The organism is Hymenobacter radiodurans, assembly GCF_004355185.1.
Taxonomy (GTDB): Bacteria; Bacteroidota; Bacteroidia; order Cytophagales; family Hymenobacteraceae; genus Hymenobacter; species Hymenobacter radiodurans.
The window spans coordinates 3,788,782-3,803,428 of record NZ_CP037922.1 but is presented as its reverse complement, the minus strand read 5'-3'; the positions used below and the strand labels follow the sequence as shown (position 1 = coordinate 3,803,428).

General features: G+C 53.3%; 12 protein-coding genes. 3 read left to right on the top strand and 9 right to left on the bottom strand.

The window, feature by feature from the left end:
* The first annotated feature begins 96 nt into the window (after nucleotides 1–96).
* Complete coding sequence (locus tag EPD59_RS17330; RefSeq protein ID WP_133273884.1) at nucleotides 97–2,559, top strand: glycoside hydrolase family 2 TIM barrel-domain containing protein; 2,463 nt, start codon at nucleotides 97–99, stop codon at nucleotides 2,557–2,559.
* Nucleotides 2,556–5,306, top strand: a complete 2,751-nt coding sequence (locus EPD59_RS17325; protein WP_133273883.1) for a glycoside hydrolase family 2 TIM barrel-domain containing protein — start codon at nucleotides 2,556–2,558, stop codon at nucleotides 5,304–5,306. The genes EPD59_RS17330 and EPD59_RS17325 overlap by 4 nt, the downstream gene beginning before the upstream one ends.
* Before the next feature lie 623 nt (nucleotides 5,307–5,929).
* On the opposite strand, the gene EPD59_RS17320 is transcribed toward EPD59_RS17325, so the two are convergent.
* From EPD59_RS17320 to EPD59_RS17290, 8 genes are all read right to left on the bottom strand, one after another.
* On the bottom strand, nucleotides 5,930–6,925 hold the full coding sequence (locus EPD59_RS17320) for an aldo/keto reductase (RefSeq protein ID WP_133273882.1): 996 nt from the start codon (nucleotides 6,923–6,925) through the stop codon (nucleotides 5,930–5,932).
* A 274-nt stretch (nucleotides 6,926–7,199) separates the two neighbouring features.
* The gene (locus EPD59_RS17315; RefSeq protein ID WP_133273881.1) at nucleotides 7,200–7,946 is read right to left on the bottom strand and encodes an SDR family oxidoreductase; all 747 of its coding nucleotides are present in this window, start codon (nucleotides 7,944–7,946) and stop codon (nucleotides 7,200–7,202) included.
* A 20-nt stretch (nucleotides 7,947–7,966) separates the two neighbouring features.
* Entirely contained in the window at nucleotides 7,967–8,815 is an 849-nt protein-coding gene (locus tag EPD59_RS24200) for an NAD(P)-dependent alcohol dehydrogenase (protein ID WP_394347202.1), read from the bottom strand.
* The gene (locus tag EPD59_RS22795; RefSeq protein ID WP_394347201.1) at nucleotides 8,812–9,135 is read right to left on the bottom strand and encodes a twin-arginine translocation signal domain-containing protein; all 324 of its coding nucleotides are present in this window, start codon (nucleotides 9,133–9,135) and stop codon (nucleotides 8,812–8,814) included. Before EPD59_RS22795 ends, EPD59_RS24200 begins: the two co-directional genes overlap by 4 nt.
* 56 nt (nucleotides 9,136–9,191) lie before the next feature.
* Nucleotides 9,192–10,355, bottom strand: coding sequence for an aldo/keto reductase (locus EPD59_RS17305; RefSeq protein ID WP_133273880.1), 1,164 nt, complete (start codon nucleotides 10,353–10,355; stop codon nucleotides 9,192–9,194).
* 90 nt (nucleotides 10,356–10,445) lie between these two features.
* Nucleotides 10,446–10,943 carry a cupin domain-containing protein gene (locus tag EPD59_RS17300; protein WP_133273879.1) on the bottom strand — a complete coding sequence of 166 codons (498 nt, stop codon included), beginning with the start codon at nucleotides 10,941–10,943 and terminating at the stop codon, nucleotides 10,446–10,448.
* 79 nt (nucleotides 10,944–11,022) lie between these two features.
* Nucleotides 11,023–11,481 (bottom strand): cyclophilin-like fold protein, encoded by a 459-nt coding sequence (locus EPD59_RS17295; protein ID WP_133273878.1) that lies wholly within the window; start codon nucleotides 11,479–11,481, stop codon nucleotides 11,023–11,025.
* 221 nt (nucleotides 11,482–11,702) lie between these two features.
* Nucleotides 11,703–12,272, bottom strand: a complete 570-nt coding sequence (locus tag EPD59_RS17290; protein ID WP_133273877.1) for a sugar O-acetyltransferase — start codon at nucleotides 12,270–12,272, stop codon at nucleotides 11,703–11,705.
* 234 nt (nucleotides 12,273–12,506) lie between these two features.
* Between EPD59_RS17290 and EPD59_RS17285 the strand changes: the two genes are divergently transcribed.
* Complete coding sequence (locus EPD59_RS17285) at nucleotides 12,507–13,211, top strand: helix-turn-helix domain-containing protein (protein WP_205703435.1); 705 nt, start codon at nucleotides 12,507–12,509, stop codon at nucleotides 13,209–13,211.
* Between the two features lie 306 nt (nucleotides 13,212–13,517).
* On the opposite strand, the gene EPD59_RS17280 is transcribed toward EPD59_RS17285, so the two are convergent.
* On the bottom strand, nucleotides 13,518–14,507 hold the full coding sequence (locus tag EPD59_RS17280; protein WP_133271117.1) for an IS110 family RNA-guided transposase: 990 nt from the start codon (nucleotides 14,505–14,507) through the stop codon (nucleotides 13,518–13,520).
* Nucleotides 14,508–14,647: the final 140 nt, after the last annotated feature.

The window sequence follows — 14,647 nt, the reverse complement described above, 5'->3', positions numbered from 1 at the left end:
GCTTCGCGCTGCGCTGCATGACCGCCTTATTTGAGTAAACACGAAGCAACTTTTAGTTCAGTGAGAACTGAAAGAATACGCATTAACCATTAGCCTGTGAAAGTCGTCAAACTCACTATACTACTTCTGATTTTCCTGTTGGGGGGCAAATTTGCTTTCGCCCAAAAAAGTACCCGTCTGACTGACAACTGGGAGTTCGTAAAACAAGACCTTGGTGGCGTGTGGGAGGCCGTGCGGCCCGTAGGAGCCGGCAATCCGGAAAGCGTGCCGCTGTGGGAGAAAGTAACGCTGCCGCACTGTTTCAACGCTCGCGATGCGGTCAATCCAGACGTGAACTACTACCAGGGACCCGGCTGGTACCGCACGCAGCTTGAGGTGCAAAACCCATATACCAACGGCCGCACACTGCTCCATTTTGAGGGCGCCGGCCAGAAAACCGAGGTCTATATCAACACCACCAAAGTAGGTAGCCACGTGGGCGGCTACGACGAGTGGACGGTCGATATTACCCAAGCCGTTGCCGACTTCCAGAAAACGGAAGCCTTCCAAAAGCAATTCAAAGGCAAAATTCCACTCTCCATCCGCAGCGACAACTCGCGCGACCTGGAGATGATGCCTTCCGATTTATCGGACTTTAACCTCTATGGGGGGCTTTATCGCTACCTGAACATGGTGCACGTGCCGGCTATTTCGCTGGAGCGGGTGATGGCCAAAGCGGAAGTTGACCCGGCCGGCAAACAGGGCCGGCTGAGCATCAAAGCTGCGTTTCAGGAACCCGCGCAGGGTGGCGAAACCCAGGTACAGGTGCGCGTGCTGGACCCCAAAGGCAAGCAGGTTGGCAAGCACCAGGCAAACTATGCGGTAAAAGCGGGCGAGCAAGATTTGCACACGTTTCAGCTGAAAACCCCGCAGCTTTGGTCGCCAGAGAAACCGCAGCTGTACACGGTGCAAGTGACCGTAAAATCTGGCGCCGACACCTTTGTGCAAACCGAGAAAATTGGATTTCGGCACATCGAGTTTGTGGAGAAAGGGCCGTTTAAATTAAATGGCCAGCGCCTGCTGCTGCGCGGCACTCACCGCCACGAAGATCACGCGGGCGTAGCTGCCGCCATGACTGAGCCCATGATCCGGCAGGAGATGCGGATGATGAAGGAAATGGGCGTCAATTTTATTCGGCTGGGGCATTACCAGCAGTCGCGCATTGTGCTGCAGCAGTGCGACAGTCTGGGCATCGTGGTGTGGGAGGAGATTCCGTGGTGTCGGGGTGGGCTGGGGGGCAAAATTTACCAGGAGCAGGGCCGCCGCATGCTCACCAACATGATTCAGCAGCACTACAACCACCCGTCAGTTATCATCTGGGGGTTGGGCAACGAAAACGACTGGCCCGGCGATTTTCCGGAGTTCGATAAGGAAAAGATTCGGACTTACATGAAGGAGCTAAACGCGCTGTCTCACCAGCTCGACCCGGCCCGCTACACCGCCATCCGCCGCTGCGACTTCTGCAAAGACATCGTAGACGTGTACTCGCCCTCCATATGGGCTGGTTGGTACCGCGGAGTGTACACTGATTACAAGGAAGTTAGCGAGAAAGAGTTTCAGAGTGTAAAACGCTTTCTGCACGTGGAATGGGGCGGCGACAGCCACGCTGGTCGCCACTCCGAAAACCCTGATAACGCTCTGGCCAAAATCAGCAGCGCCCAGCGGGCCGACGAACGCGCCGGCGACGCGTCTTTATTCGGCGGCAGCGCCCGCGTCTCGAAAGATGGCGACTGGAGCGAATCTTACCTCTGCAACCTCGTCGATTGGCACCTGAAAGAGCAGGAAACCATGCCCTGGCTCAGCGGCACCGCTTACTGGCCCTTCAAGGATTTCTCCACACCCGTCCGCCCCGACAACCCCGTGCCCTACATGAACCAGAAGGGAGTGGTAGAGCGCGATTTTACTAAAAAAGAGGCCTATTACGTGTTTCAATCGTACTGGACCACCAAGCCGATGGTGCACATCTACGGGCATAGCTGGCCCGTGCGCTGGGGCAATGAAGGCGAGCAGAAAATGGTAAAAGTGTACTCCAACTGCGAGCAGGCCGAGCTGTTTGTGAACGGCAAAAGCTACGGCGTAAAAAAGCGCAACAGCCAGGATTTTCCCGCCGCCGGCCTGCACTGGACCGTGCCGTTTGTAGCGGGCCAGAATCAGGTGAAAGTGGTGGCGCGCCAGGGTAAGCAGATGGTGCAGGACGAAATCAGCTTCCGCTACCAAACCCAGAAGTGGGGCAAACCAACCCGCCTGACCCTAGAAAAAATAAGCGAAGCTAAGGGCCTAACCACGGTCGAAGCCAAGCTATTCGACGCCCAGGGCGTACAGTGCCTGGATGCGGCCAATTGGGTGCATTTCTCCCTAGCCGGCGCGGGCAAGCTGCACGATGACTTAGGTACCAGCAGTGGCTCCAGCAAGGTGCAGGCCTATAACGGACGGGCCATTATTCGCCTCGAAGCCCAATCTGGCAAGACCGCCGTATCTGCTCAGTCGCCGGACTTGGAAAGTGTGCTGCTGACGCTATGAGGAAGAATTCGAAGTCGGTTGGGGGGCTTTTTTACAAGCAAAATAACTTTACGCATAAGCTGCTGCTAGTCCTGCTGCTGACGTTGCTGATTATGCCAGCGCAGGCCCAGCGCGTGGTGCAGTCCATCAATGCGAACTGGCTGTTTAGCAAAGCTGAGGGGCAGGAATTCGCCAGCAGTGTGGCGCCGGCTTCCGGCTGGGAAAAGATATCATTGCCGCATACCTGGAACGCCGCCGATGTGCTCGACGATGAGCCGGGCTATTACCGCGGCGTGGGCTGGTACAAAAAGACGCTGCACATACCCACCGATTGGCAGCGCCGCCGCGTGTATGTATACTTCGAGGGTGCCAACCAAGAAGCAGAAGTCTTTGTGAATGGGCAGTTGGCGGGTCGGCATGCCGGGGGCTACACGGCCTTCAGCTTCCCGATTAGCCAGTATCTGAAGTTCACCGGTACTGGGCTGGCCGCTAACGAGGTGCTGGTAAAGCTCACCAACCGCCACAACGCGGATATTCCGCCCCTCTCCGCCGACTTCACTTTCTACGGCGGTATTTACCGCGACGTGTACCTGGTTGCTGCTGACCCTGTGCACTTCGACCTAGATAACCATGCCTCAAACGGCACTTTCATCACCACGCCGGCCGTATCGAATGAGGCGGCGGAGGTGGTAGTGAGCGGCGCGCTCACGAATGCGTCGGGGGCGGCGCGCAAGGTGACCGTGCTTACCCAACTGCTCGACCAAAACAGCCAAGTAGTAAGTAAGCGGCAAACCAGCCTTACGCTGAAAGCAGGGGAGAAGCGGCAGTTTCAGCAGAAGCTGCCGCCCGTGCGCCAGCCCCAGCTCTGGTCGCCGGACAAGCCGTATCTGTACCGAGCCGTGTCGCAGGTATTGGATGTAAAGAAAAAAGCCCCCCTCGATGAAGTAAGCAATCCGGTGGGGCTGCGGTGGTATCGGTTTGATGCCACCGAGGGGTTTTTCCTTAATGGCAAGCACCTGAAGCTCATCGGCACCAACCGTCACCAGGACTTTCCGGGCTTGGGCAACGCCTTGCCTGATGCCCTGCACGAGCGGGATGTAGAGCTGATCAAGCAGCTGGGGGGCAATTTTCTGCGCGTGTCGCACTACCCGCAGGACCCGGCCGTGCTTCAGGCCTGCGACCGGCTGGGCATTCTGGCTTCGGTAGAAATTCCCATTGTCAATGCCATTACCGACTCTGAAGCCTTCTTTGCTAATTGCCGCACTATGCAAACGGAGATGATTCGCCAGGGCTTTAACCACCCGAGCGTCATCATCTGGACCTACATGAACGAGGTGCTGCTGCGCCTACCCGAAGGCATCAAGCGGGACAACGAGCCCGGGCGTGCCTACCTGACGAAAGTAGCCGAACTGGCCCGCCAACTCGAAGCGCTAACCCGCCGCGAAGATCCCGCGCGCTACACGATGATCGTCAACCACGGCGATTTCAAGCTTTACCAGCAAGCCGGCCTGCCCGCCATTGCCCAGCTCGCAGGCTGGAACTTGTATAGCGGCTGGTATTCCGGCGACTTGTCGGGTTTTGCGCAGTTCCTGGATATGCACCATCGCGAGCTGCCCACCAAGCCCTTGCTAGTGACCGAGTACGGTGCCGATTCCGACGTGCGCTTGCATTCCTTCCAGCCCCAGCGCTTCGATAAGACCTCGGAGTACGCCAATCTGTTTCATCTAGTCTACCTGAAAGCCATTCTGGAGCGGCCCTTCGTGGCGGGCAGCAACGTCTGGAATCTGGCGGAGTTCAACTCGGAAACGCGGCAGGAAGCCGTGCCGCATATCAATAATAAAAGCCTGCTCACCGGCGACCGGCAGCCCAAGGATGCCTACCTGTTTTATCAGGCGCATTTGCTCAAAACGCCCTTTGTGAAAATCGGCTCCCGGGGCTGGACGCTGCGAGCTGGCACGGCTGCCACGTCCGATTCACTTTACTGTCGGCAGCCCGTGGAAGTGTACACTAATCAGCCCGCCGTGCAGCTTCTGCTCAACGGCCGCAACCTAGGCACGCAACCGACTGAGTTTGGGGTGGCTCGCTTTCAGGTGCCATTCAGTAATGGAGTCAACCAATTACGAGCTCAGGTAGCCGGGCAAGTTGTCTCTGACCAGGTTGATATCAACTTTCAATTGCTGAGCTCAAACCTGGCGTCGGCGCAGCTGCCTTTCACCGAACTGAACGTGAGCCTGGGCGATGAGCGCACCTTCACCGATGACCGCCTGCACCAAGTATGGGTGCCGGAGCAAGCCTACACGCCGGGTAGCTGGGGGTGCGTGGGGGGCAAAATCTACAAGCAAGCCGGCAACCGCGTGCCCTACGGCTCCGACCGCAACATTCTGGGCACCGAATACGATGCCATCTACGAAACCCAGCGCCTCGGCCTCACCCAGTTTCGCGCCGACGTGCCCGACGGTGAGTATGAAGTAGTCCTGCATTTTGCCGAACTGGAAGCCGTGCCGCAGGGCGAGCAGCTGGTGTACAACTTAGCTGGCTCCGGTATCAATGGAAATGCCTCATCTAAGCAGGAGCGAGCCTTTTCTGTCTTGGTTAACGGCCAAGAAGTGATGCCTGAACTCAGTGCCAAAACCTACCTGCTACCCTTGCAAGCGGTTAGCTTCAAGGTAGCTGCATCGGCGCGAGCAAAGCAGGGCATACGCGTTGATTTCAAAGCCCAGCAAGGCGAAGCCATGCTCAATGGTATTCAAATAAAGCGGCTGTATTAAGCCGATAGATGCAGCGGTACTTTTAGTGACTCAAAGCGCATTACTCTGCTCTCCGGTGAGAATAAAGCCATCCCTTCATCCTAACGACCTAATCCTGCTGGATATTACTGGGAATTTGGATAGTTGAACACGGTCAGTTCTTAGTACTTATTCTCGGACTCGCTTAGCTGCTGCCTACCAGGCTTGGGCCGTAGGAACACTAGGTATCGGTTAATACCGATCTTCTTGGCGAACGGAGCTGAGGTCCAGTAAATACTCACAGGCGCGGCGAAACGAGTCAGCCTCGTCGGGAGAAGCTCGATTGACCAAGTGGTACCCACTCGCTTAATGGTTCTCAAGCAGCCAGGTGGCCCCATCTAACATAACCGGTGAAGGCACACAACCGGGTAATTGCCATGGTTAAAGTTCGGTACAATAGGTAAATGGGTAGCTGCTTCCCTTCCATCCCTCAAACCGCCTTCGAAAAGCCAGGGGCGGCAGGCCCTCGTACTTATTGAAAAGGATGTTGAAGTAAGACGGCTATTCGAAGCCCAGGCCGCTGCTGACCATTACCTTACCTGCAATGTTCTGCGGGAGAAGGGGTGGTGCATTACTGGTTGAAAGTTGAAAAAAATGCCCCCCGCTTAGCGGTTTATCATTTTCTGTTGGGCCTCGGCGTAACGGGCACCCTGCACGGGGATGCGCGCAGCGGCCTGCTCGATTTCCTCTAGGTCGTCGGTCGTCAGCTCCAGCTCGACGGCCCCGAGGTTTTCTTCGAGGCGGTGCCGCTTGGTGGTGCCGGGGATGGGCACAATCCAGGGCTTTTGCGCCAAGAGCCAAGCCAGCGCAATCTGGGCCGGTATCACCTGCTTCTCCTGGGCCACGCGGACCAGCAGGTCCACTAGGGCCTGGTTGGCCTGTCGGGCTTCGGTCGAGAAGCGCGGCACCGTGTTGCGGAAGTCCGTCTTATCAAACTCCGTATGTTCATCAATCTTACCCGTCAGAAAACCCTTGCCCAGCGGACTGAAGGGCACGAAGCCAATGCCTAGCTCTTCCAGCGTAGGCAGGATTTCCTGTTCCGGCTCGCGCCACCACAGCGAATACTCGCTCTGCAGGGCCGCCACCGGCTGCACGGCGTGGGCGCGCCGGATGGCCTCCATGCCGGCCTCGCTCAAGCCAAAGTGCCGCACCTTGCCTTCCTGAATCAAGTCTTTGACTGCCCCGGCCACGTCCTCCATGGGCACATTCGGGTCGACGCGGTGTTGGTAGAGCAGGTCGATGCGGTCGGTACGCAGGCGCTTAAGTGAATTTTCCACTACTTGCCGGATGTGGGCAGGCTGGCTGTTGAGGCCCCCACGGTTCTGGCCGGTGACTTGGTCAATATCAAAGCCGAACTTGGTGGCGATGACCACTTGGTCCCGTACGGGCTGCAGGGCTTCGCCTACTAGCTCTTCGTTAACCCAGGGGCCATACACCTCCGCTGTGTCGAAAAAGGTCACGCCCTGCTCCACGGCGGCCCGAATCAGCTGAATCATTTCTTGCTGGTTGGGGGCCTGGCCGTAGCCAAAGCTCATGCCCATGCAGCCGAGGCCGAGAGCCGATACCTGCAATCCGTTAGTGCCTAATGTGCGTTGTTGCATATCCGTGATTCGTAAAGAGTATTAAGAATTGAACGTGCTGACGGCAGGAATTGCTGGTCTTCGATCCGCTGCTAGAAAGCATGCGTCTCAATCTGATGAACGGCTGAGGCTACTGTATAGTGCAGCAGGTCCATCACGCGGTCAAGCGGGAAATTGCTGATCCCGATGGCCCGAATCTGGCCAGCCTAGTGCAGCTATTCCATGGCCTGCCGTTTCCTGTACCCGATGAGTATGCTACTTCTTAGAAGCATATCGCCCCAGGATAAAGTTAGTTTTAAAGTTCCTGGGATGTTGGACGAAAGATGACCTCGTTAATATCTACATCCTCTGGCTGGCTGATGGCAAAAGCAACCACCCGAGCAAAACTGTCCGGGCTAATTCCTACTGCTCCCACATACTCTTTGTTTGCTTGCTGGATGTCGGCCTCCGTGATATGTTCTAGCAGCTCTGTTTTTACAGCGCCGGGGCAAACGATGGTTGTCCGGATATTATAGGGCTTCACCTCCATCCGTAAGCCTTCTGTTAAGGCACGGACCGCATATTTAGTAGCAGAATAAACGGCAGAGCCAGTAAACACTTTGTGGCCCGCTACAGAAGAAGTATTGATGATCTGACCAGACTTTTGGTCTTTCATGTAGGGGAGAACGGCGGCAATACCATTAAGCACTCCTTTGATATTTACATCTATCATAGTATCCCACTCCTCCACATTTAGACGGTCTATGGGCGACAAGGGCATGATACCCGCATTATTTAGGATAACATCTACCCGCCCGAATTGCGCAACGGCCGCATCTACCAGGCCTTTTACCTGATCCCGCTGCGTGACATCCACCGCGAAGGCAAGCGCTTGTCCACCATTGTCCTGTATCTCCTGTGCCAGCATTTTAATCCTGTCAGCTCTTCTTGCGCCTAGCACAACTGTTGCCCCAAGGGCTGACAAGTGCTTCGCCGCCGCTTCGCCCATACCACTGCTTGCTCCTGTAATTACTACAACTTTACCTTTAATGTTACTTTCCATTTTTTGATTTTGTTTGATGCTTAGATAGTTGCCGCATCAATCACATACCGGTAACGGGCTTTTTTATTGAGCACCTTCGTCCAGGCATCATTGATTTGCTTGGCATTTATGATTTGTATCTGCGGATAGACCTTGTTGTCTGCGCAATAGTCTACCACCTCTTGGGTTTCAGGCATGCCCCCTATCAAGGAAGCGTTGAAATTGACATGTGTATTGGCCAACCCGATAGTGCTCAGCGTTAGATTGAAGCCAACTGGCATACCTACTTGGGTAAAAAAGCCCCCCCGTTTCAGCACCGAGGCATAGGCAGCCACATCAAATTGCGCCGGGATTGTAGAGATCAGGTAGTCGAACTTTCCTTTATAAGGCTTCAGCTTAGCCACGTCATCTACCACTACCACTTCCTTGGCACCAAACCCACGAACATCCTTCACTTTATCAGGCGATGTCGTGAAGGCATACACCTCCGCACCTTTCGCCACTGCCAGTTTCACCGCTAAATGGCCCAGCCCGCCAATACCCGCCACCCCAATCTTGTCGCCAGGTTTAAAACCTGCATTCATCAACGGGGAGTAGGTCGTGATCCCGGCACACAACAAGGGAGACGCCTGCTCCAGGGAAATATGGTCGGGGATATGAACGGCAAAATGATCCCGCACAACAATGTTGTTGGAATAGCCGCCTTGTGAGATACCGGAAGGCGACGTTTTATCAGGATAGCCATAGGTGAAGACGGTAGCACCATTGTCGCAAAACTGCTCCTCCCCATGCTTGCAGCTTTCGCATTGCAGGCAACTGTCTACCATGCAGCCAACACCAGCTCGGTCGCCCACTTTAAACTTCGTTACCTTCTTGCCCACGGTTGTCACAATGCCTGCGATTTCATGACCGGGAACCTGCGGGTAGGGCTGTGCCCCCAGTCGCCCTTCATCTGATGAATATCGGAATGGCAGATACTGGCAAACTTGATCTCAATAAGAATGTCATTATCGCCGACCGGCCTGCGTTCAAATTCCCAAGGGACCAGTTTTCCTGAAGCGTCTTTAGCAGCGTAAGCTCTGGATCTAATGTTTTTTGCAACAGCTGTTTGGGAGAAAATTGGTAAGGGGCTCGCCAACAATACTCCTGCCGTGGCCAATGACGTTTGTTGAATGAACTTTCTTCTGGATGGTTGATTATTCTCTTTCATAGAATTTTTTTACAGGTATATATCACTGCTATTCCTGCAGCCAGCTAGGTGACTGGTTAATATTCTACCCGCGACTGTTGCAACGCGTCATAGCGGTCGCCAACAACCCCTATTTTCTCAATTCTGCTTTCAATCTCCTCGATCTCGGCTGCGGTTAGGACGAAGTCAGCAGCGCGTAAATCCTCCTCCAGATGCGAGAGCTTGGTTGTGCCAGGCAAGGGGACAATAAAAGGATACTTTGATAGCATCCACGCGATGCATAGTTGAGAGGAAGTCATGCCTCTTGTCTTACCAAACTCATTGAGCGCCTCGACAAGCCGAATGTTTGATTTTATTGCCTCCGGTTGAAAGCGCGGCCATGCACCCCGAATGTCATTGGTTTTCAAGTCGGAATATTCGGTCAGGTTTCCGCCCAATAAACCGCGGCAAAGCGGACTATAGGCCACAAACCCTATCTCCAGTTCCTGTAAAGTGGAAAAGATGAAATCTTCGGGCAGCCGGGTCATCAAGGAATACTCACTTTGCACTGCCGTAACAGGGCAGACGGCATGTGCCTTTCTGATGGTTTCCGCTTTTGCTTCACTCAGCCCAAAGTGCAGAACCTTACCAGCTTTAATAAGATCCTTTACGGCACCGGCAACATCTTCGATTGGTACGGTGGGATCCACCCTGTGCTGATAGAGGAGGCCAATGCGGTCCGTTCTGAGGCGCTTGAGTGATTGCTCTACAACCTTGCGAATATGCTCTGGCCGACTGTTTAAGCCCTTTGTACCCTCAATATCAAACCCAAACTTAGTGGAGATGGCAACTTGGTTGCGGATGGGCGCCAGGGCCTCGCCAACCAATTCTTCGTTTATATAGGGCCCATAAACTTCAGCGGTATCGAAAAAGTCGCAGCCCCGTTCGGCCGCCTCCCTGATTAGCTTGACCATGCTCTTATGATCCGGATGGATACCACGACCAGTATGCATACCCATACAGCCCAATTGAATGGCCGACACTTTAAGCGGATTCTTCTTTGCGCCTAAAACCCGCTTTTTAGTTAAAATGGTACCGATGGCTTTTCTCTTTTCGCTTTCCAGGGAAGCACTGGCATAACTACTAACCGGTCCGGCAGCTATCGCCCCTATACCCAGCACCGTTGCTGTTTTTAAAAAGTCTCTTCGCCGTACAGAATCTGTGTTATTATGCTCCCACTGCTTACCATTATTCTTCTCCATCGCTCCGTATATTTTGGTGGAATAAAAATGTCTAATTATCAAGCGGCTCCTTCATACCCCTTGGTTCTACATGACACGGTCTACAGTGACTTATTTCGACTTGTGATATTCTTCATCGGTCACGGGTTCCAGCCATTCCACAATGCCTTTTTCGGTATTCGGGATAATGTACAGTTGCTGCATGCCCTTCGCTGGGCTAGCCCCATGCCAATGGGTCACATTGGGCGGGCACTTCACCACGTCCCCTTTTTTGAGGGTTTGACGGGGCTGGCCCTTTAGCTGGTGGTATCCCTCCCCGTCGGTGATTACCAGGATTTGCCCAGCCGGATGCCTGTGCCAATTACTTCTGGCCCCCGGCTCAAAATAGACATTGCCCACCACCGTATTAAACACAGAATCATTGGGAACCAGGCCTGTATTCCAGGCTTGGCCCGTAAAGTTTTCCGCCGGTCCCAGTTCCCCTTTGGGGAAGATGGCCGGCCGCTCTTCCGGTGAGGTAGTCCCCGTTTGTTGCTGTTGACAATGACTTAAGAACAGCACCACTCCCAGGGCTGCCACTGTTGCTTTGATCGCGCTATGCTGCTTCATACAATCTCATTTGGGGTATGGCGTAGGTATGGCTTACACCTTCAGAATCGCCTGGCCCGTAAAGCTTAACCGGTCTGCTTCATTGCGCCAGTTCATAGGTTACCGTGGCATTTCCGGCGCCCAATGCGGCAGCAAGCCCGTTAGCGTCATGGATGCGTCCTAGTCTGGTGTACCTGTAGGAGGTGGAAAATCCTTTGTAGAAAAGCACCAGGGTGCTCGCACCATATAGCATCAAATCACCTGTTTGGATGGTACCGGGATTGGATTCATTGGTTGGCAGATTGTCCGGTAGGTCAACGTACTTTTCGTTTCCGTTCAATTCCTCCATGGTGAGGGTCATCGGCAGCTTCGCGGTAAAAGCCGTGACGGTAGCATTGTCATAGAGCGTAGCCGTAAATACGCGCTGGCCAATTGTTATCCTTAGGTTCATGTTCCCACTAGTTGGGGTGTCTGGCTCCACAAGCTCTTTCTGATTGCCCGTACAGGTAGATATATTTAAGCTGAGGAGCAGTAGAAGAAAAAGAGGAACTGTTTTCATAAGAAAACTGATGTAGGCGGTGGGGTTTTTGGAGCACAAGACGGAGATGCTGATTCAATACCTCCGTTTTGGGGCTGTTTTCAGTGAAATCGCCCCGAAGCAGGATTCTTTCTCCGGAATACCGTTGTTTCATCAACCAGGATTGGCTTCAGCCTATCCTACAAATCGATATGGCTACCCTTTGGAATGACCTCAGTACTGTAGGCTCGGCTACTGTGTGCCTATTCTATAGGCTTCAGTATTTTGGCGGGTATGCCGCCTACTATAGTGTTGGCCGGAACATCCCTTGAAACGACTGCCCCCGCCGCCACGATGGCGTTTTCTCCTATGGTGACCCCAGGTAAGATGGTGGCGGCCGCGCCTATCCAAACGTTTCGCTTGATGTGAATGGGTTTTGGAACGAGCGACTGCCTGTCTCTGGAGGATAGCGGGTGGCTTTCCGAAAGCAGTTTCACACCGGGCGCCAATTGCACATTATCCTCAATGGTAATGCCCCCCAAGTCTAAAAAGGTGCAGCCAAAGTTGATGAATACCTTCTTCCCGATTTTGGTGTTCTTACCGTAATTGATGTATAAGGGTGGAAATACAGCCGTTGATGCATCGATTTCACTTTCAGTGATCTGGCTTAAAAGACTTCTAATCTCATCCGGGTTGCTGGAATTATTCATTCTTTGAACCAATTCCATCGTAGCAAAGGATGCTTCACGCAATCGGCCACTCTGCGAATCATTCGGGCTGATTGTTTCCCCTTGCCTCAGTCGTTCAAAAATATCTTTATCGGAAGTGTGCATGCTGTATTAGATTGATACATACAAAGTTAAGGGGGTATCAATTCTCATTTATTACACATTATTCGACAATAATGTCAAATAGCACCTATAGTAGCAGATGAAATCCATACAATGCCACAGGAAGCAATGCCGAAAGTCATTTTACTAGTGATATCTGATAAGGAGGACTTTCCCGATCAATTCGAAAGGCTTTACCATACCCACTTATTCTGTCATCGCGGAAGCATCAGGTTTATGTTCAACGATCAGCTGCTGGAATGCGAGCGGGGGCAATTTTTGTTTTGGTTTGCCGAAAGCAGACTTTCAGGTTTGCAGCTTTCGAAAAGCTTTAAGGCAACCGTATTGCTGGTGGAAAAAGATTTTTTGAACACCAATATGCCTGACCAGGGTTGGAGTATTAATGCCCTCTTGCATTCTAGGGTTTATCCGGTCAAAACACTGCACGGCAAAAATGACAGGCAAAAAATCCTTTCGAACTTCAAGTGGCTGCGTGACCGTGCGGCGGAAACTGATCATCGCTTTTACCACGAAGCCCTGAACTTGCAGATGCAGCTGTTTATTCTCGACATGTGGCACATCTTCGCCAACGAGTATGAAAGACGGAAGCACACCCTGCAAACCGGAACCTTATATGAGCGATTCATGCAGTTGGCACAGGAGCATTGCTTGACTGAGCGGGAAGTGCAGTTTTACAGCGATCAGTTGAACATCACTTCCAAATACCTCAGCCAGATTTGCAAAAAGGCATCTGGTGTCACCGCCTCTGAATGGATTCAACGCTTCGCTAGGGAGCGCATCATTCTTCTCTTGCAAAACAGAAACCTGAATATTTCTGAGATTGCCAATGAGATGGAATTTAGCAGCCGTTCGTTTTTTACCCGCTATGTGAAAAAGTTGTTGGGTGCTACACCAAGTGAGTACCGAAGCCGATTGGGCTAGAGGGGAGACTATAAACAAGTAAAGTAGACGAAACGACCGCTTTTCTTCTCCCTGATTAGACGCAGTATTCTCTAAAACTTCCTCTACTAAAGGCCAAAAAACCGCTAAAGAAATCAAGGTAACGTTGTAGGTGAGAGTACAGACTACTTCACCAACGCTGGAAAAAGAAAGTGAAGGGACAAGTCATCAACCGCACCCCTAATACTTTGCAACGGACTTCAGTAATGTTGGAGCAACGATTTCCAACGTCTATGCATCAAGAAGCAAGGGTCTACTTGCTCCGCTTAACATGAACTGTGTTAAAAGTCAAGCGTTGAGGGCCAGTTTGGAGGTAAAATCAGCTTGGTAGGGCACGCCCGATTTGACGATGGCAAAGGCTTGCTTGAGCAGCTTGTTGCAGACGGCAATCAAGGCGAGTTTCTTGTTCTTGCCTTTGGCCACCAGGCGGTCAAAAAGCGCGCTACAGGCCGCGTTGGTTTTCTTGGCTGCGAAGCTGCACATGAACAGTTTGCCGCGAATCAAGCCTCCGCCCATCTTGGTGATGCGCACCTTGCCGCGAATACTCGTGCCCGAACTGTGCTCGCGCGGCGAGAGGCCCGCCATGGCAATGAGCTGGCGGTAGTTATCCAGGCGCGTAAAGCCGCCGGCAAACAAGAGCAACATGCCCGCCGTCTTGCGCCCGATGCCGGGAATGGAGCACAGCAAGGTCATTTCCGCCGCAAAACGCTGTTCCAGTAAAGTCAGCAGCTCGGTCTCCACGGCTGCTACCTGCTGGGTGAGGGCTTTCAACAACCGCTGGAGGCGCTTACAGGCCAACTTACTGATAACCGGTTGGCGCTGCAACGCTTCGAGCGAGTTGCTGACCATGGTTTTCTGTTTGAGCAGTTGCTCCGTCACCTGTTCGAGTTGGCGGCACTCCACCAGTACGGATTCCTCGGGCTGCCAGACGGTGACTGTCTGCTGTTGGCCATAGCGCAGCAGCCACTGGGCATCCTTGCGGTCAGTCTTGCCTTTGCTCAGATGCATCTGAATAAAGCGCCGGATGACCAAGGGATTGAGCACGGCGACTTGGCCACCCTGCTCATGCAGGTAATAGGCCAGGGCCAGGTTATAGGTGCCGGTGGCTTCCATCACGAACCGGCAGTGCGCTCCGCACGTCTTGATTACCTGCTGAAAGCCAGCTTTGGTGTTGGGCACCTCCAAGTGCTTGACTTGTTCACCCACTTGGTAACAGACGGCCAGCGTGGCTTTGCTCACGTCAATGCCAACGACAGAGAATAATACGTGCGAGACCATAACAAGCAGTAAGTAAGGTGGTAAGATGACGCGACAAGGACTTCTAGGGAGTCTTTTGTTATCCTGATACAGGCTCTGCGGCCTCGTGGAACTGTCCAAAGTAGCCCTAGAAAAGGGAGGGGATTGTCATGTCAAACGAG